At 67.4% G+C, this 24587-nt stretch carries 25 protein-coding genes and 1 tRNA gene; 17 read left to right on the top strand and 9 right to left on the bottom strand.

Annotation, left to right across the window (positions count from 1 at the left end; genetic code table 11):
- Positions 1 to 33: 33 nt before the first annotated feature.
- Positions 34 to 2310 (top strand): MMPL family transporter, encoded by a 2277-nt coding sequence (locus tag IRT45_RS27315; protein ID WP_194808725.1) that lies wholly within the window; start codon positions 34 to 36, stop codon positions 2308 to 2310.
- On the top strand, positions 2307 to 2912 hold the full coding sequence (locus IRT45_RS27310; protein WP_194808724.1) for a DJ-1/PfpI family protein: 606 nt from the start codon (positions 2307 to 2309) through the stop codon (positions 2910 to 2912). Before IRT45_RS27315 ends, IRT45_RS27310 begins: the two co-directional genes overlap by 4 nt.
- Positions 2913 to 3012: 100 nt before the next feature.
- Here the strand turns inward: IRT45_RS27310 and IRT45_RS27305 are convergent, their stop codons facing one another.
- Entirely contained in the window at positions 3013 to 3369 is a 357-nt protein-coding gene (locus tag IRT45_RS27305) for a helix-turn-helix domain-containing protein (protein ID WP_194808723.1), read from the bottom strand.
- Positions 3370 to 3433: 64 nt separating this feature from the next.
- Here IRT45_RS27305 and IRT45_RS27300 point away from each other — a divergent pair, with 64 nt between their 5' ends.
- On the top strand, positions 3434 to 3811 hold the full coding sequence (locus IRT45_RS27300) for a VOC family protein (protein WP_194808722.1): 378 nt from the start codon (positions 3434 to 3436) through the stop codon (positions 3809 to 3811).
- 10 nt (positions 3812 to 3821) lie between these two features.
- Here the strand turns inward: IRT45_RS27300 and IRT45_RS27295 are convergent, their stop codons facing one another.
- The gene (locus IRT45_RS27295; protein ID WP_194808721.1) at positions 3822 to 4274 is read right to left on the bottom strand and encodes a DUF6325 family protein; all 453 of its coding nucleotides are present in this window, start codon (positions 4272 to 4274) and stop codon (positions 3822 to 3824) included.
- A gap of 236 nt (positions 4275 to 4510) precedes the next feature.
- Here IRT45_RS27295 and IRT45_RS27290 point away from each other — a divergent pair, with 236 nt between their 5' ends.
- The 9 genes from IRT45_RS27290 (at position 4511) to IRT45_RS27250 (ending at position 13290) form a co-directional block, all read left to right on the top strand.
- The gene (locus tag IRT45_RS27290) at positions 4511 to 5107 is read left to right on the top strand and encodes a cysteine dioxygenase family protein (RefSeq protein WP_309241173.1); all 597 of its coding nucleotides are present in this window, start codon (positions 4511 to 4513) and stop codon (positions 5105 to 5107) included.
- A 46-nt stretch (positions 5108 to 5153) separates the two neighbouring features.
- Positions 5154 to 5546: a rhodanese-like domain-containing protein gene (locus tag IRT45_RS27285; protein ID WP_194808720.1), complete on the top strand. Its 393-nt coding sequence runs from the start codon at positions 5154 to 5156 to the stop codon at positions 5544 to 5546.
- A 160-nt stretch (positions 5547 to 5706) separates the two neighbouring features.
- The gene (locus IRT45_RS27280; RefSeq protein ID WP_194808719.1) at positions 5707 to 6771 is read left to right on the top strand and encodes a hypothetical protein; all 1065 of its coding nucleotides are present in this window, start codon (positions 5707 to 5709) and stop codon (positions 6769 to 6771) included.
- A 620-nt stretch (positions 6772 to 7391) separates the two neighbouring features.
- Positions 7392 to 8888 (top strand): NAD(P)/FAD-dependent oxidoreductase, encoded by a 1497-nt coding sequence (locus tag IRT45_RS27275; RefSeq protein WP_063001281.1) that lies wholly within the window; start codon positions 7392 to 7394, stop codon positions 8886 to 8888.
- A 49-nt stretch (positions 8889 to 8937) separates the two neighbouring features.
- Complete coding sequence (locus tag IRT45_RS27270; protein WP_194808718.1) at positions 8938 to 9558, top strand: hypothetical protein; 621 nt, start codon at positions 8938 to 8940, stop codon at positions 9556 to 9558.
- The gene (locus tag IRT45_RS27265) at positions 9559 to 10836 is read left to right on the top strand and encodes a cation:proton antiporter (protein WP_194808717.1); all 1278 of its coding nucleotides are present in this window, start codon (positions 9559 to 9561) and stop codon (positions 10834 to 10836) included.
- 264 nt (positions 10837 to 11100) lie between these two features.
- Positions 11101 to 12384 carry a cytochrome P450 gene (locus tag IRT45_RS27260; RefSeq protein WP_194808716.1) on the top strand — a complete coding sequence of 428 codons (1284 nt, stop codon included), beginning with the start codon at positions 11101 to 11103 and terminating at the stop codon, positions 12382 to 12384.
- Between the two features lie 146 nt (positions 12385 to 12530).
- Positions 12531 to 12601, top strand: a tRNA-Gly gene (locus tag IRT45_RS27255).
- A gap of 389 nt (positions 12602 to 12990) precedes the next feature.
- Positions 12991 to 13290, top strand: a complete 300-nt coding sequence (locus IRT45_RS27250) for a hypothetical protein (protein ID WP_039781502.1) — start codon at positions 12991 to 12993, stop codon at positions 13288 to 13290.
- A 58-nt stretch (positions 13291 to 13348) separates the two neighbouring features.
- On the opposite strand, the gene IRT45_RS27245 is transcribed toward IRT45_RS27250, so the two are convergent.
- Both IRT45_RS27245 and IRT45_RS27240 read right to left on the bottom strand, forming a co-directional pair.
- The gene (locus IRT45_RS27245; protein WP_194808715.1) at positions 13349 to 14128 is read right to left on the bottom strand and encodes an enoyl-CoA hydratase-related protein; all 780 of its coding nucleotides are present in this window, start codon (positions 14126 to 14128) and stop codon (positions 13349 to 13351) included.
- A gap of 73 nt (positions 14129 to 14201) precedes the next feature.
- Entirely contained in the window at positions 14202 to 14534 is a 333-nt protein-coding gene (locus tag IRT45_RS27240) for a hypothetical protein (RefSeq protein ID WP_063010918.1), read from the bottom strand.
- 249 nt (positions 14535 to 14783) lie between these two features.
- Between IRT45_RS27240 and IRT45_RS27235 the strand changes: the two genes are divergently transcribed.
- The 4 genes from IRT45_RS27235 to IRT45_RS27220 all read left to right on the top strand — a co-directional run bounded on the left by IRT45_RS27235 (position 14784) and on the right by IRT45_RS27220 (position 18383).
- Entirely contained in the window at positions 14784 to 15569 is a 786-nt protein-coding gene (locus tag IRT45_RS27235; protein ID WP_194808714.1) for an alpha/beta fold hydrolase, read from the top strand.
- 36 nt (positions 15570 to 15605) lie between these two features.
- On the top strand, positions 15606 to 16349 hold the full coding sequence (locus IRT45_RS27230) for a crotonase/enoyl-CoA hydratase family protein (RefSeq protein WP_194808713.1): 744 nt from the start codon (positions 15606 to 15608) through the stop codon (positions 16347 to 16349).
- Positions 16350 to 16499: 150 nt separating this feature from the next.
- Entirely contained in the window at positions 16500 to 17606 is a 1107-nt protein-coding gene (locus IRT45_RS27225) for a DUF4185 domain-containing protein (protein ID WP_194808712.1), read from the top strand.
- Positions 17607 to 17681: 75 nt separating this feature from the next.
- The gene (locus tag IRT45_RS27220; RefSeq protein ID WP_194808711.1) at positions 17682 to 18383 is read left to right on the top strand and encodes a class I SAM-dependent methyltransferase; all 702 of its coding nucleotides are present in this window, start codon (positions 17682 to 17684) and stop codon (positions 18381 to 18383) included.
- Between the two features lie 17 nt (positions 18384 to 18400).
- Here IRT45_RS27220 and IRT45_RS27215 read toward each other — a convergent pair whose 3' ends face one another.
- From IRT45_RS27215 to IRT45_RS27195, 5 genes are all read right to left on the bottom strand, one after another.
- Positions 18401 to 18847, bottom strand: a complete 447-nt coding sequence (locus IRT45_RS27215) for a hypothetical protein (RefSeq protein ID WP_194808710.1) — start codon at positions 18845 to 18847, stop codon at positions 18401 to 18403.
- A gap of 124 nt (positions 18848 to 18971) precedes the next feature.
- The gene (locus tag IRT45_RS27210; RefSeq protein WP_194808709.1) at positions 18972 to 19577 is read right to left on the bottom strand and encodes an alpha/beta family hydrolase; all 606 of its coding nucleotides are present in this window, start codon (positions 19575 to 19577) and stop codon (positions 18972 to 18974) included.
- 21 nt (positions 19578 to 19598) lie between these two features.
- On the bottom strand, positions 19599 to 20519 hold the full coding sequence (locus IRT45_RS27205; protein ID WP_194808753.1) for a formylglycine-generating enzyme family protein: 921 nt from the start codon (positions 20517 to 20519) through the stop codon (positions 19599 to 19601).
- A gap of 21 nt (positions 20520 to 20540) precedes the next feature.
- A complete protein-coding gene (locus IRT45_RS27200; protein WP_194808708.1) occupies positions 20541 to 21479 on the bottom strand; it encodes an HAD family phosphatase in 939 nt (312 codons plus the stop codon).
- A 2-nt stretch (positions 21480 to 21481) separates the two neighbouring features.
- On the bottom strand, positions 21482 to 23020 hold the full coding sequence (locus IRT45_RS27195; protein ID WP_194808707.1) for an arylsulfatase: 1539 nt from the start codon (positions 23018 to 23020) through the stop codon (positions 21482 to 21484).
- 286 nt (positions 23021 to 23306) lie between these two features.
- Here IRT45_RS27195 and IRT45_RS27190 point away from each other — a divergent pair.
- Positions 23307 to 24587: acyl-CoA dehydrogenase family protein (locus IRT45_RS27190; RefSeq protein WP_194808706.1), on the top strand; the 1281-nt coding region annotated here is incomplete at its 3' end.

Genomic DNA, 24587 nt, shown 5'->3' with positions numbered 1-24587 from the left:
GCCGGAGCCCGCCCCGCAACCTTTGGGAGCCTTATGTTCACCCGCCTGGCGGCGGTCGTACTGCGAGCGCCGCGCATCACCCTGATCGCCGCATTCCTGTTCCTGCTGCTGGCCGGCGGCTTCGGCACCTCGGTGCTCACACAGCTACCGGCCGGCGGTTACGACCCACCCGATGCCGAATCCTCCCGAGCCGAGCGGATCCTGTCCGATCGCTTCGGCGCCGGCGGTTTCTCCCTCGTGTTCGCCGTCACCGCGCCGGACGGTGTGGACAGCGCGCCCGCCCGCGACCGGGCCGGGGCGATCCTCGCCGCATTGCATCAGTCGTCGCAGGTCAACCAGGTCGTCTCCTACTGGGACGAACCGGCGCAGCAACGGTCGGCACTGGCCGGCCGGGACGGACGCACCGGGCTGATCGCCGGTCTGGTGGCGGGCACCGACAAGGACGCCATGCAGCGTGCCCACGACATCGCCACCCCCCTGATCGGCGATCGCGACGGCGTCACGGTCACCGCCGGTGGTCAGGCGGTCTCGCTGTACGAGCTGAACCACCAGTCGCAGGTGGACGCGGTGAAGATGGACATGATCGCCATCCCGCTGACCTTCATCGTGCTGGTGTGGGTGTTCGGCAGCGTCCTGGCGGCCGCGGTGCCCCTCGCGATCTCGATGTTCGCACTCGCCGGATCGGTGGCCTGGTTACGAATCCTGGTGTCGTTCACCGATGTCGCGGTCTTCGCGGTCAACGTCGCGCAAGCCCTGGGCCTCGCGCTGGCCATCGACTACACGCTGTTCATCATCAGCCGTTTCCGCGAGGAGAAGGCCGCCGGCCTGACACCGGAGCAGGCGCTGATCCGCACGCTCAACACCGCGGGGCGGACCGTGGCGTACTCGGCGCTGACCGTCGGCATCGCCATGTCGGTGATGCTGGTGTTCCCGATGTACTTCATGCGTTCGCTGGCCTTCGGCGGTCTGGGCGCCATCGCGTTCTGCCTGATCGGCGCGCTGGTGGTGGCGCCGGCGCTGATCGTCGTACTCGGCGACCGGCTCGACGGCCTCGACGTCCGGCCGCCGATCCGGCGGCTGTTCGGCCGCTCCGGCGCGACGGCTCCCGAGGTGGTGCGCACCGCCTGGTATCGGGGCGCGATGTTCGCCATGCGCCGGGCCGTCCCGGTGATCGTGCTGGTGTCCGGACTCCTGGTGATCCTGAGCCTGCCGCTGCTGGGAGCGCGGTTCGGCTATCCCGACGACCGGGCGCTGCCGGGCAGTACGCAGTCGCGACAGACCGGTGACGTGTTGCGCGCGCAGTTCCCGGTGGACAGCCAGGGGCGAACCCCGATCGTGTTCCCGGACGCCGCCCCGCCCGCCACCGAGCTGACCGCCTACGCCCAGCGGTTGTCTCTGGTCGACGGGGTCGTCGCCGTGCAATCCCCCGGCGCCACCGTCGCGAAGGGGCAGGTGGTCTCGACCCGGGCGACGGATGCGGCCGCCCATGCGGATGCGGCGTATCTGACGGTACAGACGACGAAGGACCCGTTCTCGCAGGCCGGGCGCGACCAGCTGGCCGAACTCAAAGCCGTTGCGGCGCCGGGCGAAACCTTGTTCGGCGGCCTGACCCAACGCGATCTGGACGCGGTGCACGGCATCAGCGACCGGCTACCGCTCGCGCTGACCCTGATGGTGCTGGCCACCGCCGCACTGCTGTTCATGATGACCGGCAGTGTCGTGCTGCCGTTGAAGGCCATCGTCATGAACGTCCTGTCGCTGACCGCGGCGATCGGCGCGATGGTGTGGGTGTTCCAGGATCACCACCTGGGCGGGCTCGGCACCACCGCCATCGGGCGCACCGTGGTGACGATGCCGATTCTGCTGGGCTGCATGGCTTTCGGCCTCGCCATGGACTACGAGGTGTTCGTCCTCTCCCGCATCCGCGAGGAATGGCTGCGCTCGGATCGCTCCGACGCCGGGAGCAGGCAGGCCGTCGCGGTGGGGCTCGCCCGCAGCGGACGGATCGTGACGGCCGCCGCCACCGTCATGGCCATCGCCTTCGCCGCGATGATGGTGTCGCAGGTGTCGTTCGCCCGCGGCCTCGGCTTCGGCTTGACGCTGGCCGTGCTGACGGACGCCTTCCTCGTTCGCATACTTCTCGTGCCGGCCTTCATGAAGGTGATGGGGCGCGCCAACTGGTGGGCGCCGAAACCGTTGGCGCGCTGGCACAACCGTCATCAGTGGCGGGAAGAGGGCCCGGTGCGGCGAGCGCCGGGCAGCATCGAATCGTCCGATCCACGTCAGCTCTCGGAGGAACCACGTTCATGACGACATATGGGGTACTGCTGTTCGAGGACGTCGAGGAACTCGACTTCGCGGGGCCGTGGGAGGTGTTCATGGTCTCGGCGATGCTGCGCGAGTACCAGGACCGCGCGGTGCTGATCGCCGAACGCACCGATCCGATCCGCTGCGTCAACGGCATGCGCGTTCTGCCGGACCACACCTTCGACGACCACCCCGCCCTCGACGTGCTGCTGGTGCCCGGCGGCCAGGGCACCCGCGTCCAGGTCCACAATCCGGCCCTGGTCGACTGGATTCGCACCACCTCGGCCGGGGCGGACTGGACCGCGGGCGTGTGCACGGGGGCGTTCCTGCTGCACAAGGCGGGTCTGGCGACCGGACGGCGCATCACCACGCACCGCCTGTTCCACGAATCGCTCCAGGCCCGCGGCGACGTCACCGTGGTGACCGGGAGCCGGTACGTCGTGGACGGCGATCTCGTGACCTCCCAAGGCATTTCGGCGGGCATCGATATGGCGCTGTGGCTGATCGGGGCCCTGCACGGCCGCGATCACGCCCGGCGGGTGCGTGAACACATGCAGTACGAGCCGGCCCCGCCCTACCTCGCGGACGAGCCCAACGTGCGGTGACGGGTTTCGGTGCCGGGCCGGGAGCAGCACGGCCTCGCACCGCTTCGGTCGAGCGCGGGTGACGATCCGCGTTCGACCGGCCGTTACCGCGGGACCCGGGCTACGTGCCCGCCTGCTCGGGCGCCTCGTCGAGCAACTCGCGCAGATGCGCGCGCGACCAGGTGCACAGCTGGTGGACCGTGGCGAGCAGGTCTAGCCCGGCCGCGGTCAGCGAATAGTCGACGCGCGGATTCGCGGTGTGGTGGTCGTAGCGGGCGACGATGCCGTCGGCTTCGAGAGTGCGCAACGTCTGGGTCAGCATCTTGTAGCTGATGCCCTCGACGGCGCGGTGCAGTTCGGCGAACCGGCACTCCCGGTCACCGATCGCCTCCAGCACGGCCAGCGCCCACTTGGTGGACAGGGTTGCGAAGATTCGGCGTGCGACAGCCGCCGCCTGCTCCTGCTCGGTCCCGCTCACCGCCTACCTCTCACCTGGAAGTGCGTACTTACCCAGCGTAGGGATCGACCGTAGCGTGCGAGGCGTGCGAATTCTCGAGACCTACGCCCGTCTGTTCGTCGCGGATATGGATGCGGCTCTGCCGATCTACGAACGACTCGTCGGCGCGCCGGCCGACCTCGGCTTTCATTTCGAGGAGGCCGAAATCGCCGCTGTCGGTAGCTTTCTCGTCGTCGCGGGGCCGGACGCGGCGATCGACGGATATCGCGGCACCGTCGGCCCGGTGATCGTGGACGATCTGGGCGCGCTCCCGGACTTCCTCGCCGAGGTCGGCGGCTCGATCCTCGGCGAGCCGGTCACCTCCGCCACCGGCGAGGTCGTCTACGCCCGCCACCCCGACGGGACGCGGGTCGAGTACGTGCAATGGACCGACGAGGTGCGCCTCCACGTCCTCGGCAGCTGAATCGCCGGTGTCAGTTCTTGTCGTCGAGACTGTCCATGGTCGTCAGAATAGCCTCGACCGGAATGCGACCCGCCGCGACCGTTTCGGCGCCGTTGCGTCGCAAGGCCACCGACAGCGGTGCGGCCCAGGTGTTTTCGTAGATCAGAACGGCGGCCGAACGCCCGGGGTGCAATGCGGCGCCCGCCTCCCGCAGATCGCCGTCGTCGAGCACACCTGTCGTCTCCTCCGCGAACAAGGCCACGCTCGCTTCGCACTCGAGTCCGATATCGGCGATATCGATGCCGGTCAGCGACCCGTCGCCCTCCTTCCGGAGAAACGCCAGATTCAGTACCCGGATGATGCCCCGGCCGACCAGATCGCGCAGCACCGGCAATGCCGAACCGTCCGGCGGGCGGCCCGCGGGGAACTCGATGACGAGATAGTCGATCGGTCCCATCCCATCGATTCCGGCAGCACTGGTCATCCGAGCACCTCATCCGTGGCCGGATCACCGCGGTGATTCGGCGAGACAGCAGCTGACGTCACGCCGTCGCGACGAACACCTCTGCCACCGGCGTAACACCTAATGATTCGAAGCCGGGCCGCTCGCGGATAAACCAGGAATCGATTATCGGGACGCAGGCAGTCGGACACGGTGTCTCGTTCACGTGTCCGTCCCGCCACTCGTTCCTCGGCGCGGCCCGCGGAGTTTCGCTCACGGTGAGTCTGGATGGTGGCAAACCGGGTGTGGCGGCGAAGAATTCGCGTGACCGCGGTGTGGAAGGGGTAGTGGTGACGACGTCCGTGCCTGTGCGACTCGAGCACGCGAAAGATATTCATCCGGGCGTCGACGTGCCGCTACTCCGCGATGCCGTGGTGGCCGAGCGCACGCTGTGGACACCGGCCGAACTGCACGAGCTCACCGCGGTGGTGGCGAGCGAACTGGCGACACCGCTGCTGGATATCGTGCGGTTCGACACCACGCGGCGCTGGTGGACCCGGCTCGCGCTGACGATGGGCGTGGAACTGTGGCTGCTGTCGTGGGCGCCCGGACAAGGCACCGAGCCGCACGACCACGGCGGTGCGTCGGGTTCGTTCACCGTCTCGATCGGCGAACTCGACGAGGACTATCGCTACCCCACCGGCCCGGTACGCTCGGCCGGTCGCCGCGCCGGCGACACGATCGCGTTCGGCCCCGAACGCGCCCACCAGCTGCACAACCGCAGCGCTCGGCCGGCCACCACGGTGCACGCGTACTCGCCACCGCTGCGACCGGTCCGCGAATACCGGTCGCTGCGGGATTTCACCGGTGTGTGACCATGCCGGTAGCCCCTTCATCGCCCGATCGCCGAGGAGTGACGGTATGAGCGCCGAGGATCTGCTCGCCCGGGCACGCGCCGGATTGAACCGCGTCAAGCCCGTCACCGCCGCGCACCGGGCGGCCGAGGGCGCCCTCGTGGTGGATATCCGCCCGTACGCCGACCGCCTCGCCGAGGGTGAGATCCCGGGCGCGGTCGTCGTCGAGCGCATCGTGCTGGAATGGCGGCTCGACCCCGGCGGTGCGCATCGGCTCCCGGACCTGACGTCCGATACCGAGGTCATCATCGTCTGCAACGAGGGGTACGCCTCCAGCCTGGCCGCCGCGGACGCACAGCGTCTCGGACTGGGCCGCGCCACCGATCTGATCGGCGGGTTCCGGGCCTGGAAGGCGGCCGGCCTGCCGGTAGCTCCCGGCGGCACCCCCGCCGTTCCGTAGCACCGCCGGCACCTCCCTCGCAGCACCGCGCCTACCTCACGGTTCCCGGAATTCTTTCACCTGCAAACGATCTGGCTGAGAATGTAGACGGGCAAACGGAATTACGAGGAGTGCGATGACCAGGTGTGCGCATTATGTCGGAAGTGTTCCAGCCGAGTTGATGACCGGGGATGCTGCGGTGCTGCAGTGGTTCGCCGATCGCAGTGCGGGCCATCCCGTGACCGGATTGCCCTGTGATCTGGATCCGGACTGGATCCTCGACTACCTCCGCCGGCGCAGAGAGCACGAGGACGTCTTCGATGTCGTCCGCACCGGCGATTACGCCGACTACAGTGATTTCCCGAGTTACGGCTTGCGCCCGGGGGCGAAGCTGGAACCGCGGCACGTGGCGATGGACCGGCTCGACCGCATCGGCGCCGTGGTAGCCGCCTTCGACGAGGTGCGCGCCGGACGGCCCGAACTGGACGGGACGAGATTGCAACTGAGCCAACCCAATCCGCTGGATCTGGCGATGTTCGTCTTCGCCGGTGCGGCGGTGTCGAACGGTTTCCCGCTCGGTCCGGCACTGCGCCGCTCCGATCTCATCGCGGCCGCGCTGCGGCATCTGCCGGTGTTCACCGAGGCCGCACTGCACGAGATCGCGGAGGTGAACGCGCGCTACGGCGATCGCGTGGTCTGGCAGGTCGAATCACCGTTCGCGCTGCTGGGCATGGTCAAGGCCGACCAACTGGGCGCGAAATGGGCGGCGGGGCCGCTGCTGGCTCGCCAGCTGGCCGGGGTACTCACCGGCATACACGAGATCGGGGCACAGGCGGTGGTCCACCTGTGCTACGGCGATTACCAGCACAAGGCGCTGCTCAGCCCGCGTTCGCTGGCGCCCGCGGTCACCCTGCTGAAGCACACCGCCCGCCGCCTGCGCGCACACGGCACTCCCTTTCCGGCGGTGCACATTCCGTGTGCGTTCGGTGCCGAACCCGCGCCGCGGGACGCCGCGTTCTATGCGCCCCTGCGCCGGTTGGACCCCGACTGGAACGTCATCGCGGGGGTGGTGTCACCCGATTCCGCCGACGACAGCGCTCACGCTCTGCAACTGTTCGAACAGGCGGCCGGGCGCACCGCGTTCGGCGTCGCGACCGCGTGCGGTCTCGGCCGCTGCAGTGTTGCGGACGCGCAGCGCGCTGCCGAGACGACCGCAGCACTGACCGCCGAGACGACCACCGGTTAGCGCCACCGGCACGGGTCGCGGTGCCGTGTGTCAGCGCCCTGACGCACGGCGACCGCGGCCCGGCCCGGGTGCCCGTCAGGTCGCCCGCATACCGCAATCTCGTTCGGCCCCAACGATTCTGCGTCACATACCGCGCGACCAGGGCGTACCTGGACGGGAGACGCCGGAATCCGGCGGATGCCACGCGGGAACCGGACACAGGCCTTACTCTGGATGAGTCGGTGGAAGTGGGGTGATGCCGGATGTGACCGAACTGGGACCGCTGCCCCGTCTCGGGCCGTCGTCACCGCCCCTTTCACTTTGCTCGCCGAAAACGGCACTCACGTAACGCAACGTCGCGTCCCCTGTCGTGACCCCCGGCCGCGCATCACAGACAGCGGCATTTTCGTATCGTCAGCAGCTATTTTCTAGCTACTCCAAACCGATATGAACTTGCATCGAAACTTGCTGTTTCCCTTGAGGATTCAAGTACTACTGATAAACTGATTTCCCGTGTGCCGAGTTCGAGTTAACAAGCGGCTACGGAGGTTTCGGGTTTTGTCGTAGGACATGCCATCCGGACCCGGTCCGGTAGCCGTTCCGGCGCACCGTCCGTTCGTACGCAGTTCCAGGGAGTTGCTATGGGGAACAACGAAATTCCGCGCGTTCTGGTGGTAGGCGGCGGCCCGGCGGGGTCCACCGCCGCCGCACTGCTCGCACGGTCCGGCGTGCAGGTGACCCTCCTGGAGCGGGATACGTTCCCGCGCTACCACATCGGAGAATCACTGCTGGCCTCGTGCCTGTCCACGCTGCGGATATCCGGCGCCTACGACAAGGTCGCCGCACACGGCTTCCAGATCAAACGCGGCGGCTACTTCCAGTGGCAGAACGACACCTGGCTGCTGGACTGGTCCAAGCTCGTCGATGCCGAGGCATGGTCCTGGCAGGTCGACCGGGCCGCCTTCGACGACCTCCTGTTGCGCAACGCCGCCGACCAGGGCGCGCAGGTCATCGAACAGGCGACCGTCAAGAACATCCTGTTCGACGGTGAGCGTCCCACCGCGGCGGAATGGGTCAAGGCCGGCGACGACACCGTCCACACCGCCGAATTCGACTTCCTCGTCGACGCCACCGGCCGAGACGGGTTGCTGGCCAAACACTTCGGCATGCGTCGCCAACATCCCGCCTTCCGCAACGTCGCGGTCTGGTCGTACTGGAAGGGCGCCCATCTGCACCCGGACAGCCCGGAGGGCGCGATCAACGTGGTGTCGACCCCGGAGGGCGGCTGGTTCTGGAACATTCCGCTCGCCGACGGTCGTACCAGCGTCGGCTATGTGGTCTCGGCGCGGCTGGCCGCGGAAAAGCTGCGCGCGCACGATTCGCGCCAGTCGTACTACCTGGAGACCATCCGGGAGAGCAAGCCGATGTGCGAAATGCTCGAGGGTGCGGAGCAGATCGCCGACGTGCGGGCCGAACAGGACTATTCCTATGTCGCCGACCGGTTCTGCGGACCCGGCTACGTCCTCGTCGGCGACGCGGCGTGCTTCCTGGACCCGTTGCTGTCCACCGGAGTCCACCTGGCGACCTATTCCGGGCTCGTGTCCGCGGCGGCGATCGCGACCACACTGCGCGGTGAGATGTCCGAGACCGATGCGCTGGCGTACTACGAATACACCTACCGCCGCGGCTACACCCGGTTCCTCTCCCTGGTCTCCCGGATGTACGAGCACTACATCGGTTCCGAGGAATACTTCGCGCACGCGCACAAGCTCACCGACGTCCACGACGGCGATTCACCCGAGCAGTCGTTCACCCGGATCATGGCCGGTCTGACCGATGTCGGCGAGACCACGGGCGATCAGGACCGTACCGGCACCGAGGTCATCGTCTCCGAGGCGGAGCGCCTGCACACCGCCCCGGACACCGACGGGGTCAACATCAAGTACATGGGCGGACTGGATATGTCGCCGGTCTGGGACCACTGGCGTGATCCGCTGTCCGACACCACGATGGGCGAGATCCGCATCACCACCGAACCGGTGTTCGGCCTGACGAGCCGCCCGCGCTCCGACGCCGAACGCGAGGCCGTGGCGCTCCCGGTCCAACCGCCCCGCAAGGGCGCCGGCGCCGCACTGTAGCGGTGACGTCACCAGGACTCCCGGTGCGAACCGAGACGTGGAGTCGACAGTGACCGTCACAGGATCCGTCCCCGGCCCACTGAGCGAACCGACGCCCAGCGGGCCGGGATTCCGGACGAACCCGGCCACGCAGATCGAGCGATTCCACCACCCCACGACCCGATCCCTGCTGTCGGGCGAGGGCCTCACGACGACGGCGCTCGAACACATCCTCGAGACGACGTTGAGCGTGCACGTCCTGCGCCAGCACCAGGTTCCGCCCCGAACACTGCCCACATTCATCATCGACGAACTCCGGCTGCGGGATGCCGAGGGCGCGCTGGTCCGGCGCTCCCGTCTGGTCACCCCCGCGCTGGCGACCGTGTCGATCAATTACGTTGTGGCCGTGCCACAGTCGGCCGCCGCCAGCGGCATCGACGATCTCCGGATGCCGATCGGCCACGGCCTGCTCACCCGCGGCCTGCCCCAGCGCCGCCGCCTGCTCTGGGCGGGCCTGCGGCCGTGGCCGGACGGCCGGCCCAGTGCGTCCAGGGCATACATCATGACGCTCGGCCGCCATCCCGTGTGCTATATCCGCGAAGTTTTCCATCCCGCGGTCGTCCCACCCGCACACGCGACCGGTCCGCAGCCGGAACCGGCTCTGCCCGATGATGCCTTCGAGGAGATCTGAGTGCCCGCTCCCACCATCACGGTCCTGCTCGACTTGGTTCTCATCATGGCGGCCGCACACCTGCTCGGTCGGCTCGCCGAAAAGATCGGGCAGCCACCGGTCATCGGCGAGATCGCGGCCGGAATCCTCGCCGGTCCCACCGTCATCGGACATCACCTGTCCACCACCCTGTTTCCCGAAGCCGGACGCTCGTATCTGTCGCTGCTCGCCAATATCGGGGTGGCCGTGTTCATGTTCGTCGCCGGCCTGGAACTCGATCGGGAGATCTTCCGCGGTGCCCGCCGTTCGATACCCGCGGTGTCGGCGGCGGCCTACGCGATCCCCTTCGCGCTGGGAAGCGCGGTCGCGGTCACCGTCCTGGCACGCCACACCACCGGCAACCGGCTTCACTTCGCCCTGTTCGTCGGCTGTGCGATGGCGGTGACCGCTTTCCCGGTTCTGGCGCGAATCCTGCACGACCGCAATCTGGTTCGCACCGAGATCGGACAGCTCAGCCTGGCCTGCGCGGCGCTGGTCGACGTCGTGGCATGGTCGGTCCTGGCCGTCGTGCTCGCACTCGCACACCCGGGTGGCGCCGGGTGGCGGCTCGTCCTGCTCCTCCCGCTGGTCGGCCTGCTGTGGTGGTTCGTGCGACCGTTGCTGGCCCGGATCTCGGAATCGGGCACCCAGCAGACGATGCTCGCGCTCGGCGTGGGTGGTGCACTCGGGCTCGCCGCGATCACCGAATGGATCGGATTGCACCTGATCTTCGGCGCTTTCGCCTTCGGTGTCATCTTCCCGCGCGAACGCCGCCGGACGGTCGAGTCCGGTGTGCGAATTCTGTGCCTCCTGCTGATGCCCGGCTTCTTCGTGATCGCCGGGCTGGCCGTCGATCTCGGCTCGGTCGACGCGACCTCGATCGGCGAATTGGTCGTGGTCATCGGTGTGGCCGTGGTGGGAAAGGTCGGCAGCGTCTACGTCGCAGGCCGGCTGACCGGAATGCGGTCGCGGGCGGCCGCCGCCGTGGCAGCGCTGCTCAACACCCGAGGTCTGACCGAACTGGTGATTCTGAACGTGGGCTTGACCACGGGCCTCATCGGCACCCAGTTGTATTCACTGCTGGTGATGATGGCACTGGTGACGACCGCCTCGACGGCGCCGATGCTCCGTCTGCTCGGCATATCTCGCGGCGGCGACCTGTCGTCCCGTCCGCCGCACACACCGGACTCGGAGCACCTCCCGGATCCGGGCGCGGCGGTCGCGGCGGTGCAGACGCCGGATATGAGCGGAAAGCACTGACCCACAAGCACATCCGATCGACTCCCGACGCCGGCGGCGGCACCCTACTCCCACGTTCGCAGACACCGTCGCCGCGTCGCTGCTATGTTGCTTGCGTGGGCGAACCGCCAGGCACCGCACGACAGGTCATCGAAGTCTGCAGATCTGTGGGCGTCGAGACGGTCCGGCACACAGTCTTCCTCGTACCGCCCATGTGAGTGCGTCACGTGCCGCACCCGCCGAGCTCTCGTCGAATTTCTGTTCCATCCGTCTGGAGTCCCGTCTTTGACCACACCACAGTCACCCCTCCCCGAGCCTTACACCACGGCGACCGGAATATGCCCCGTGCAGCACGGCTCGCCCTTCGATGCCGACGACGACCGATTCCCGATGTACACAGCCGAATTCGTCGCCGATCCACACGCCGCCTATCGCGAGATGCGAGGGCAGTACCCCTCCCTCGTTCCCGTCGAGCTCGCCCCCGGCGTGGCTGCCACCCTGGTCATCGACTACTCCGTCGCGGTTCGCATCCTCAACGACCCGGACCACTTCCCCTCCGATCCGCGCACCTGGCAGAAAACCATTCCGCAGGATTCACCCGTGCGCCCGATGATGGAGTGGTACCCGGCGGCCCGGTACAACACCGGTGCGTCCCATGCCCGTTACCGCGCTCCGTCGGTCACCGCGATCGACCACATCGACCTCCACAGCGTGCCCGCGATCGTGGAAAGGGTTGCCGTTCCGCTGGTCAACTCCTTCTGTGAGCAGGGATCCGCCGATCTCGTCATGCAGTACTCGTTCCCGCTCGTCCTCGAGGTCCTCAACCGGATGGTCGGCTGCCCCGCCGACATCGGGACCCGAGTCGCCAACGGCATGGCCGCCCGGTTCGACACCGTCAGGGGTCAACAGGGTATGGACATGCTCAAGGAAGCGCTCATGGAACTCATCGCGTTCCGGCGCGAGCAGCCCGGCGACGACGTCACCTCACACCTGGCCCATCACCCGAACGGCCTCAACGATGTCGAGGTGTTCGCCCAGTTGATGTCCTTCTACGGCGCGGGCTTCGAGGCCCAGCGCAACCTCATCAACAATGCGCTGATGCTCATCCTCACCGATGAGCGATTCCGGTTCGGCGACATCCTGGGCCGCAACCTGTCCACCACCGACGCCCTCGACGAGATCCTGTTCAACGACCCGCCGATGGCCAACTTCTGCACCACCTATCCCCGGCAGCCGATCATGATCGACGGCGTGTGGCTGCCCGCCAACCAGCCGGTTCTGATCAGCCTCGCGGCGTGCAACAACGATCCGAAGATCCGCGGCGACGCAGGGAGCAGTATCGGCAACCGCTCGCATCTGGCCTGGAGCACCGGACCGCACGCCTGCCCCGCCAAATCGGTGGCCTATCTGACGGTCCAGAACGCCATCGACCAACTCTTCGACGCACTGCCGGAGATCCAGTTGGCCGTCCCGGCCGCACAACTGGAATGGCGGCCCGGCCCGTTCCACCGTGCGCTGTCCTCGTTGCCGGTCGTCTTCCCGAAATCACCGCCGCTGCCCGTGATGTAGCAACCGCATCGCCCGGTCCGGGCGGCCGCCGCGACGGCCGCCCGGCCTGGTGGCGACTCGGCCCATCGGGGGCGGGCCGTTCTAGGTGGGAAGTTGTGACCTCGGGGACGGCCTCTGCTATCTTCTCTGCAGTGCCTCACGCACCAGCCGGTGTAGTTTAGTGGTAGAACATCAGCTTCCCAAGCTGAGAGTGCGGGTTCGATTCCCGTCACCGGCTCTCCCTTCTCCTCCGCGATAGCGCCCGTCGGGTGCGCGCCCCGCCCATCCAGACGAATTCCCTTGCCTCTCTTGCACTTCGGCTGCCGGTGAACCACCAGCGGCCGATCTCCGCGGCCGGGGTCCGCGTCAGCTGACGCCGAAGTCGATGCCGGACGGTCACCTCGATCCACCGCTCGGCGAGATACCTCCGACCGCGGCGAGCGAAACGCCGGAGGACCCCGTACGGTACCGATTCCGGCCGAGAGGTTAGTCGAGGCGAATCGTGGCTACCCCTCCCGAGGTGCTGGGTGCCGTGGACGTCAGGCGGCCGGGTAGGAGGGCCGGTCCGCGGCACGGATCCATCGCACCGACCGTGACCTGTGACGACGGCGGAAGGAAACCGGACAGATGCTCATGATCACGCCCACTGCCATCGAGGCCGTTCGCACCATCACCTCCGCGGACGGGATGCCCGACGATGCTGGACTACGCATCTCCACCACCGACGGCGCCGAGACACTGCAGCTCGCAGTAGCCGCGGGGCCGTCGGACCAGGATCAGGTGCTCAATGCGGAAGGCCCGCGGGTCTTCCTCGACGAGCATGTCGTCGACTTCCTGGACGACAAGATTCTCGACACCGGACTGGGCCCGGACGGGCAGGGCACCTTCGTGCTCGCCCAGCAGGACCCGAACACCGCGGGGCACTAGGCCGACGCCGATTCGGCTCGATCGCGGCCGAATCGGCGCCCTCCCCGCCGACGGCCGGCTAGTCCGGCCAGATCGGCGTGCGCTTGTTCAGAAAGGCATCCATACCCTCGCGCGCACCGGGCAGCTGGGACGCGGCGGCCATGACCTCGAGCGCGATCGCGTAGGCGTCGTCCTCCGGACGGTCGAGCTGGGCGTACAGCGTCCGCTTACCCAGCGCCTTACTCGCCCGGCTGCCCCGGGTGGCCCTGGTGAGCAGGTCGGCGACCGCCCGATCGAGATCGGCGTCGGGGACGGCGCGATTGATCAGGCCCCAGTCGGCGGCGGTGCGAGCATCGATCGGATCGCCGGTGAGGGCGAGTTCCATCAGGCGTTTGCGGCCGATCGCCCGGGCCACCGGAACGGCCGGGGTGTGGCAGAACCAGCCGCCCTTACCGCCCGGGAGAGCGAAGCCGGCCGATTCGGCGGCCACGGCGAGATCGCAGGAGGCCACCAGCTGGCATCCGGCGGCGGTCGCCAGGCCGTGCACACGCGCGACCACGACCTGGGGCAGGGACTCGACGGTCGACATGACCTCGGTGCACAGGGTCAGCAGGTCGCGGACACCGAGCAGGTCACGGGCGGCGACATCGGCGAAATCGTGCCCAGCGGAGAAGACGGGACCGTTCGCGGCCAGAACGATCCCGCTGGCATCACTGCCGCCCGCCCAGCGAAATGCCGACAACAACTCCCTCAGATGCTCGGCCGAGAGCGCATTGCGCCGGTCCGGCCGATTCATCGTGATGCGAACGGTCTCACCGTTGCGCTCGACGAGCAGGTGCTGGTACTCCGCTGTGGCCATACCCCACGGTAGATCGGTCCGGAGGCGTTCGGGCGGTCGAATTCGTCGAGCGATCGGTGATCGGCGCGCGGTACTACTGCGGCGCCGCGACGCAGGTGGTCGCGATCTTCTGGGTCGCCGCGCGCGCCTTGTCGGAGTCCTCCTTGCTCAGGCCACCCATCGAACCGTCGGCCACCTGGGCATTGCTGCCGGGCTTGGTCATCTTGCGCAGGCCGTCCTGCGAAATACCTTCGTCCACATACAGTTTGGCGGCGCAATCGGCGAGTTTCGCATCCTTGAGGCCGCTGGACTGCAGGGATTTCGACAGGTCGGCCTGGGTGACGGTCGGCTCCGAATCCTTGTCGGAGCCGCACGCACCCAGCAGCGGCAGGGCGATGCAGACGGCGGCGATCAGCGAAATCCTCAACTGTTCCTCAATTCTCAGGCGTATCAGCTATGGCGCGCTCCGGCGGAACCGGACACGAACCGCGCAGGTGATACTGCCGCATCACGCGGCCGGACAACAGTCCGAGTGTCGCGAACACGGAGCCTTCACAACGGCGCCCCGCACAGATCCAGCGCCCGCGGGTCTGCGACCCCTGTTGGCATTGCGTCAATGATTGCTAGGGTGTCCCCGTTCCTCGTCGGCGTCCGAGTCTCGGTGCGGGAGTTTCGAATGATGTTGAACCATCACCGGGTCGGCACCGGTGAACCACTGGTCCTGATCCACGGCGTCGGCAGTCGCTGGCAGGTGTGGGAACCGGTCATCGACTCGCTGGCAGCCCATTTCGACGTGATCGCGGTCGACCTTCCCGGTTTCGGCGGGTCCGACCCGCTACCGCACACCACGGTCGACACCCTCACCGACGCCGTGCACGCATTCCTCACCGAGCAGGGCCTGGAACGTCCCCACCTCGCCGGCAACTCCATGGGTGGCCTGATCGCGCTGAACCTCGGCGCCCGCGGTGTGGCGAGTTCGGTGACCGCGTATTCACCGATCGGCTTCTGGTCCGACGCCGGGCGCATCTGGTGTCAGCAGGCGCTCGGCCGCGCGGCCACCCTGGGCCGGGGGCTGCGCAAGCAACTGCCGGCCATCCTCGGCACGCCGGCCGGGCGGACCGCCTTCCTGAGCATCGTGTTCGGCCGGCCGTGGGCGCTGGACACCCGGACCGCGGTGGCGACCGTGGACGGCGTCCTCGGCGCCCCCGGATTCCGTTCGGCCCTGGCCTCTTTCGATCACGCGCGGCTGCGCGACGGTGGGCGCCTCGCCCGCATTCCGGTCACGATCGCCTGGGGCAACCGCGACATCCTGCTCACCTATCGGACGCAGAGCCGCCGGGCGCGGCAGTGGCTTCCCCAGGCCCGGCACGTCACCCTGCCGGGCAGCGGCCACACCCCGTTCTACGACGACCCGGCCGGTTGCGCGAAGATGATCCTCGAGCAGATGCCTACCCACGGGTAACCACGGGAGGCCGACCCGATCAGTACGGAGTGAGCGATGAGCGACGTATCCCTGACCTTCGACGGTGATCGTGCCTACGTCGAACTCGACCGGCCCGACAAACACAACGGGCTCACCATCGACATGTTGAACGATCTCGTGCGGGTGGCACGGGTGATCGGAAAACGCGACGAGATTCGCTCCGTCATCCTCGCCGGCAACGGGCCCAGTTTCTCCAGTGGTCTGGATATCGCGAAGGCGACCGGCGACCCGCTGAGTATCGTGCGCAATTTCCTGCCGCTACCGTGGTTGGGCACCAATACCTTTCAGGAGGCGTGCTGGGCGTGGCGGCGATTGCCGCAGCCGGTGATCGCGGCGGTGCACGGCCATTGTTTCGGCGGCGGACTGCAATTGGCGTTGGCCGCCGATATCCGTTTCGCCACACCGGATTCCGATTTCGCCGTGATGGAAGTCGCGCACGGCCTGATCCCGGATATGTCGGGCGCGGTCACGTTGTCCCGCCTGATCGGCGCGGACAAGGCGCTCCTGCTGACCATGACCGCCGACCCCGTCGACGCCGCCTATGCCGCCCGCATCGGATTGATCACCGAGGTCAGCGAGGATCCGCGCGCCGATGCCGAGACATTGGCCGATCGCATCGCGGCGCGCCCGGCGCCCGCCGTCGCCGCCGCCAAACAATTGTTCGAGCGCACCTGGCATGCGGGCACCCGACGCACCCTGGGAATCGAACGGGCCACGCAGATACCACTTCTGGTCCGGCAGGCGCTCGGCCGTCGGTAGATCCGACAAAGGGACACACGGCCGACCCGGGAATTACCCGAAAACTCGAGCAGAAAACCCCTTTAGCTGCGATTCGCTGTTAGCATTTTCACACTTTGCCAGCGAAGCCGGTGAACGGGGGCGCATCGGCGAGAACGGGAAGGGCTGCATTTGTCCAAGACCGTATCCGTCCTGCTGTCCGCGATAGCGGGCGCCTCGGCCGTACTTCTGACAGTGACCGCGCCCGCGGCCGCCAACCCGAATGCCATCAATCCTATTCCGGTTCTCAACGGCACCACCGGATTACCGAATCTGGTCGGCCGTTCGCGAGCGATATTCCAGGTCACCGGAATGGCCAGCCCGAACGCCACCGAGAACTACAACGTCCTCGGCACCGACCTGGGAATCATGTGGGACAACGGCCGCGGCGAGATGCTCACCGCCTTCGGCGATACCGCCGGCGTGGGGTTGCCGAATCTGCTGGCCGGCAGTTTCTGGGCGTGGCGCAGCAATATCCTGGTGCGCAGTCACACCGAGGATCCCTCGGGCGGCATCTATTTCGACAGCGCCGTGCGCGACGTGTTCGGCCAGGCGCGGGACCTGATTCCCAGCCCCAAGATTCCGTTCATCGAGATCAGCCGCATCCCGACCGCGGGAATCTCGGTGAACGGCGTGCAGTACATGAGCCTGATGTCGGTGAAGAGCTGGGACGACGTCGGCCAGTGGACCACCAACTACTCGGGCCTGGCGGCTTCCGCCGACAACGGGGAAACCTGGGCCGACCTCGATTTCACCCGCCGGCCCAACGAGGGCGGCAATGCCAACTTCCAGATGAACGCCTTCGTGAAGAGCGGCGGCTGGGTGTACGAATACGGCACGCCGTCGGGCCGCAATCATTTCGCCTACCTCGCGCGCGTGCGGGAGAACGACATCCAGAATCTCGCCGAATACGAGTACTGGGACGGCGGCGCCTGGCGCAAGAACGATGTGAACGCCGCCCGCCCGATCACCGGCGGAGTAGCCGAGATGTCGGTGATGTGGAACGACTACCTCGGGCAGTTCGTCATGCTGACCACCGATCCGTGGAATTCGGTGGTGATGCGCCGGGCGTCGTCCCCGGAGGGGCTGTGGAGTCCGCCCGAGGTGCTGATCGATACGCGCGAATTGCCGACCGCGTACGCCCCCTCGATCTTCCCGTACCAGACCGGGCGGGACCTGTATTTCCTCACCACGGTACACAGCCAGTACAACGTCGTCCTGATGCGCACGACGCTGTAGTTCGCCTCGAACAGCCTGACGCCCGGTCGGTTCCGCCCGGCCGGGCGTCGCGCTGTCGCTGGCTAGACTCGCCCCATGGACGCCGCCGAGTGGGACGAGCGCTACGCGCAGAGCGAGTTGGTGTGGGGCGCACCGCCGAACGCGACGGTCGTCGAGCACATCTTCGGATTGGAGCGCCGCGTCCACCTGGTGCCGGACGCGCCCGGGGAAGAGCCACCGGAATTGCCGCGTGCCCTGGATCTGGCGTGCGGCGAGGGGCGGCACGCGCTGTGGCTGGCCACGCACGGCTGGCAGGTGCGGGCGGTCGATTTCTCCCAGGTCGGCATCGACAAGGGGCGCACGGTCGCCTCGCGGCTGTCGCGGTCGGTGCGCAGCCGGATCGACTGGGAATGCGCGGACGTCACCGATCTGGCCGGCGCCGGGATCGACGGCCCGTTCGAACTGATTCTCGCCGTCTACATCCACCTGCCGGCCGAACAGCGGCGCACCCTGCTGCTCTCGGCGGCCGAGCGGCTGAGCCCGGGTGGCACCCTTCTCGTCCTCGGGCACGACACCACCAATATCGCCGACGGTTACGGCGGGCCACAGGATCCGGCGATCCTGTTCACTCCCGACGACGTGGTGACGGATCTCGCTGCGGCAGAACATATCCGGGTCGACACCGCGCAGCGGGTGATCCGCGAGACCGAGGGGCGCGACGCCATCGACGCCCTCGTGGTCGCCACCGCGACCGTGCCCGATCTGGAGGAGCAAGCGACGGCCACCCCGGACGCGTGATCCGGGGTGGCGACGCCTCACAGTCCGGCGCTGCCGGTGGGTAGCGGCGCCGGTCGGTGGGACTGTGCGGGCGGATCCGCCCGGGGGTGATCGAATCGGTCCCGGCCGAATTGGTCGTATCCGGACCGGTCGTAGCCGTTGCGGTCGTAACCGAACCGGTCGTAGCCGAACGAGTCGTAGCCGGAGCGGTCGTAACCGAACCGGTCGAAGCCCGAGCGGTCGCGGCCGAACGAGTCGTATCCGGACCGATCGAAACCCGAGCGATCGCGGCCGAACCGGTCGACACCCTGGGCGTTGAACCCGTCGGAGCCGAAGCCGTCGGCAGTGCACGGCGGGGCCGCGCCACACGGAACGCTCGCCTCGGCCGCTCCCGCCCCGGCGACGGCGATACCGGTCGCGGCGAGGACAGCCAGTGCGACACCGGCCACGGGACGGCGAGCGGCGCGAATCGGGCCTGCGATCATGGATCACTCTCCTCTCGAAATCCCGACCGCAGTCGAAATTACCTCCCGGATCGCGGCACGACATCGGGGTCTTCCCGGAGCTGGGACCTGAGATTTCGTAGTCCGCAGAGATTTTCGGCTCCGCTCAATCCAGCGTTGTCCATCGGCGCAGCCACGGTTCCACCGTCTGCGCGATCAGATCGAATCCGGTGCGGAAGGAATGTGGCTGGCGAGGAACGACTTTCACCTCGGCCGCATCGGAGGGATCCGGAATGCCGAAGGGATCGCGCTCGCCGTTGATCACCAGCACATCGACGTGCGCGGACGCTGCCACCAGTTCGTCACGCCGCGTCTTCTCCGGCTTGCCGGGCGGATGCAGTGGGAAAGACAGCGCCAGTACGCCTTTCGCACCGGCTGCCACGGCGGTCCGGCAGGCGACCCGGGCGCCGTTGCTGCGACCGCCCTGGATCAGCGGTACGCCGGGTACCTGTGCCCGCAGGGCGGCGACGATCTCGAGCCAGGCCGCATCCTGCACGGTCGCCGATCCCGGCGCCCGCCGACCGGCGACTCGATACGGCTGGACCACCCGCGCGACGACCCCGCCCAGCGCTACCGCGCGATCGCGGACGGCCAGCAGATCCCCGGCCTCCACCCCGCCCCCGGAACCGTGGGTGAGCAGCAGCAGAAAACGATCGCCGGTACCCCGCTCGATCTCCACCTCGGCATCCCCCGCAGTCGTCTCGATGCGCACGTGGTCCACGGTAATCGCCGTTCAGCTCGCCGCGGCCACGCACCGGAAGCCGATATGGCTCATGCCGGTGTCGATCATCTGCGGGCGCCGCGCCGCGGGCCGGTACCGGCGGCAGTAACTGTCGGCGCAGAGGAACGAACCGCCCTTGATCACCTTGCGCGGCACCCGGAACTGCGGCTGGCGCGGATCGAAACTCCGTTCCTGGTCCCCACCGCGCGGATTGCGCGGGACGCAGCACCCGCCGCCGTCCGAATGACGTTCGGCGTACCAGTCGTCGGTCCATTCCCACACGTTGCCGGCCATATCGAACAGGCCGTAGGCGTTGGGCGGGTACGAACCGACGGCAGCGGTGCGACCGTAACCGGGGTCCGGACGCCACGGGAAGGCGCCGTGCCAGTAGTTGGCCAGTCGCGCATCACCCGCTTCGCCCTCCTCTCCCCAGGTGAATTCGGCGCCATCCACACCGCCGCGGGCCGCGGCTTCCCACTGCGCCTCGCTCGGCAGCGCCCGGCCCCGCCAGATCGCGTAGGCGGCGGCATCCTCGTGCGCGAGATGGACCACCGGGTGGTCGGGCCGGTCGACGATCGACGACCCGGGCCCCTCGGGATGGCGCCACGAGGCGCCCGGCGTCCAGCGCCACCACAGGTTCAGATGCCGCAGGTCGACCGGGCCGGAGGTCCCGGTGAATACCATCGAGCCGGGTTGCAGGTTCTCGACCGGCGCCCCCGGGAAGTCGGCGGGATCGAGCGGACGTTCGGCGACGGTGCGGTATCCGGTTTCGGCGACGAACCGTTCGTACTGGGCGTTGGTGACCTGCCGAACCTCGATGGCGAAGGCATCTACGGCCACCCGGTGGGCGGGCCGCTCCTCCGGATAGTGGCGGTCGGAACCCATGGTGAAGGTCTGTGCGGGGATCTGCCGTACGTCGGTGGCGGTCGACATGTTCACATTCACGGGCCGTTCCTACGAATCGGGTGTGAAGATCTGCGCCCAGTCATTTTTCATGCTGACCACCGTCCAGTCGTTGCGACGCGCGTGCGCGAGGGCATCCTCGGCGCCGGCGACATAGTCGAATTCACGCTCGGCGTCGTCGTGCAGGATGAGCATGCGCAGCGACGGCGCGCCCGCGAGTTCGGAGAACGACAGCATGGGCAGATCGCCGTTGGAATTGCCGACCGACAGAATGGGACGGCGGCCGATCCGGCTCCAGATTCGGATCGGTTTCTCCGGTCCGTCGTCGAAGAAGTCCATCGCGGATTTGTAGAGCAGGTCGCTGCGGCCTTCCTGTTCGCGATAGGTCAGCCCGAGCGCACTGCCGATCACTCGTTCCGGCGGCACACCGTAGAGATCACCCGCGACCGGGCGCATGAAATCCCGGTCGCCGCCGGAGGCGATGTAGGTGGTGAATCCGTTGTCACGCAGATACCACAGCAATTCGACCATCGGCGCGAAACCACAGCCGTGATACGGACGACCGAGCGTCGGGTGACCGGCGTCGGCGAAGAATGCCGCCACCCGCGCGTCGTAGTCCTCGACGGTGATCTCACCGAAAGCGCGAGTCACCGCGCCCATCAACAACTTCAGATCGTCGTCGTCACCGTGATAGTGCTTGACCATCGCCGCGCCGAGCCACTGCAGATCCTGCTCGTAGGCCGCTCGCCACGGCTGTTGCGTGCGCAATTCCGGTTCCTGCATCGCCATTTCGGCCAGTCGCCGGATGGTGAAATCGAGCTGGATCGGCATCGGTTTCTCACACCACAGCGTGCCGTCGTTGTCGAATACCGCGACACGTGCGGACGGTTCGACATACCCGGGCCCGTCGCGATCGGTGACGCGCGCGACGAAATCGACGATGGCGGAGGTGGTTTCCCCGTCGTTCCACGATTCCAGCGAGACTGCCATCGTCAATCCCGCGCGAGGAAGTCGTGCAGTTTGGCGACCGCCTGGTTGATGGTGAAGGTGGCCGGTTCCTGACGCGGCGGAAATTCCTTGAACGTGTCGAGGAACGCCGTCGCGATGGCCGACCCGTAGAAGGCGATGTAGTCGTGGTCGATGAACCAGTCCCAATAGGTGTTGGAGGTGACATCGGCCCGCTCGAACGGGTCGGTGCGCAGATTGAACAGTTTCGGTACCCGCAGCGGGGTGAACGGTTCGGCCCAGATCCCGAGCGTGCCCTGTTTGCGCTGCTCCATGAACACGATCTTCCAATTCTCGAACCGGATTCCGAGCACATCGCAGTCGTCGGAGAAATAGACCATGCCGCGCCGCGGGCTGTGTTCGGCCTCGCCGGTGAGGTACGGCAACAGGTTGTAGCCGTCGATGTGAACCTTGAACGTCTTGTCCCCCACCGCAAATCCCTGTTTCAGCTTCTCGACGACATCGGGTTCGCCGGCCGCGGCGAGCAGGGTCGGCAGCCAATCATGGTGCTGCACTACGTCGTTGGAGATCGAACGGGCGGCGATATGGCCCGGCCAGCGGATCACCTGCGGGACCCGGAACGCCCCCTCCCAGTTGGTGTCCTTCTCACTGCGGAACGGGGTGGTCGCGCCGTCGGGCCAGGTGTTGGCGTGCGGGCCGTTGTCGGTGCTGTAGATGACGATCGTGTTGTCGGCGAGCCCGAGTTCGTCGAGGGCATCGAGCACACGGCCCACATTGCGGTCGTGGTCGATCATCGTGTCGTGATACGGCGACTGCCAGAATCCGGCCTGCCCGACACTTTCCGGTTTCGTATGCGTGCGCAGATGCATGTGGGTGAAGTTCAGCCAGACGAAGAACGGGGTGCCGGCCTGCTGCTGGCGGGTGAGGAAATCCACGCACGCCTCGGCCACGTCCTCGTCGATCGTCTCCATCCGCTTCTTGGTCAGCGGGCCGGTGTCCTCGATGCGCTGCTTGCCGACGCGCCCGAAGCGGGGGTCCTCGGTGGGGTCGTCCTCATCGGTCGCCCACGAATGCAGCACCCCGCGCGGGCGTTGCAGCTCGTACAGCCGCGGATAGGTGTCCTTGTGCGGATAATCCGGTAGTTCGGGTTCCTCCTCCGCGTTCAGGTGGTACAGGTTGCCGAAGAATTCGTCGAAGCCGCGGACCGTCGGCAGGAACTTGTTGAGGTCGCCGAGGTGGTTCTTGCCGAACTGCCCGGTCGCGTAGCCGAGCGGTTTCAGCAGTTCGGCGATGGTCGGGTCCTCCGGCGACAGACCGATGCCGGCGCCCGGCACCCCGACCTTGCTCATGCCGGTGCGATAGACACTCTGGCCCGTGATGAAGGAGGCCCGCCCGGCCGTGCAGCTCTGTTCGCCGTAGGAGTCGGTGAACCGCATGCCCTCCTCGGCGAGCCGGTCGATGTTGGGCGTGCGATAGCCCATCAGGCCGTCGCTGTAGCAGCTGAGATTGGTGATCCCGATGTCGTCGCCCCAGATCACCAGAATGTTCGGCTTCGAATCCGGCACAGCGGCCTCCTTCGGCGCAGGTGAACTACCCTGCCGAAACCCTGCCCGCACCCGCCCGCGGGCACCTCACCCGGGACGGGTGATTGCGGTGAGCTGCCGTTGCCGTGTTCATCTCGTCACATCGCCCGGTCAGCGCTTTCCAAGCCCATTACTCATCGGTAATATACGGTGTAAGTTACCCGCGAGTAGACGGCGGATATTCCGTTCGCCTACCCGGTGTGGAGACACATGGGCGGGAACGGCACACACCGACCCGCACCAACTCAACGGAGAGTGAGTAACAGAGATGGGCCATTACAAGAGCAACGTCCGCGACCTGGAGTTCAACCTCTTCGAGGTGCTGGGCATCGGCTCGGTGCTGGATTCCGGCGCCTACGGTGACCTGGACACCGACACGGTCAAGAACATCATCGACGAGGTACGCCGCCTGGCCGAGGGCCCGGTCGCCGAGTCCTTCGCCGACGCGGACCGCAACCCGCCGGTGTTCGACCCCACCACCCACAGCGTCTCCATTCCGGAGTCGTTCAAGAAGTCCTTCAAGGCCTACGAAGAGGCCGGCTGGAACAAGGTCGGCCTGAACGAGGAGCTGGGCGGCCTGCCCGCGCCGCGTTCGGTGGTCTGGGCCCTCAACGAGATGATCCTGGGCGCCAACCCGGCCGTCGCGATGTACGCCGCCGGTGGTCCGTTCGGCCAGATCTTCTGGAACAACGCCACCGACGAGCAGAAGAAGTGGGCCGAGATCGCCGTCGAGCGCAACTGGGGCGCCACCATGGTGCTGACCGAGCCCGACGCGGGTTCCGACGTCGGCGCCGGCCGCACCAAGGCCATCCAGCAGGAGGACGGCTCCTGGCACATCGAGGGTGTGAAGCGGTTCATCACCTCCGGTGACTCCGACGACATGTTCGAGAACATCTTCCACCTGGTGCTGGCCCGCCCCGAGGGCGCCGGCCCGGGCACCAAGGGTCTGTCGCTGTTCTTCGTGCCGAAGTTCCACTTCGACTTCGAGACTCAGACCCTGGGTGAGCGCAACGGCGTGTTCGTCACCAATGTCGAGCACAAGATGGGCCTGAAGGTTTCGGCCACCTGTGAGGTCACCTTCGGCGGCCACGGCGTGCCCGCCAAGGGCTGGCTGGTCGGCGAGGTCCACGACGGCATCGCGCAGATGTTCGACGTGATCGAGAACGCCCGAATGATGGTGGGCACCAAGGCCATCGCGACCCTGTCGACCGGTTACCTGAACGCGCTCGACTACGCCAAGCAGCGGGTGCAGGGTGCGGATCTGACCCAGATGACCGACAAGACCGCGCCGCGCGTCACCATCACCCACCACCCGGACGTGCGCCGCTCGCTGATGACGCAGAAGGCCTACGCCGAGGGCCTGCGCGCCATCTACCTCTACACAGCCGCGCACCAGAACGAGGACATCGCTCAGCTCGTCTCGGGCGCCGACAAGGACCTCGCGTTCCGCGTCAACGACCTGCTGCTGCCGATCGTCAAGGGTGTCGGCTCGGAGCGGGCCTACCAGTACCTGACCGATTCGCTGCAGACCTTCGGTGGCTCCGGCTTC

Source organism: Nocardia sp. BSTN01 (assembly GCF_015354405.1).
GTDB lineage: Bacteria > Actinomycetota > Actinomycetes > Mycobacteriales > Mycobacteriaceae > Nocardia.
This window is presented reverse-complemented; position numbering and strand designations above follow the sequence as displayed.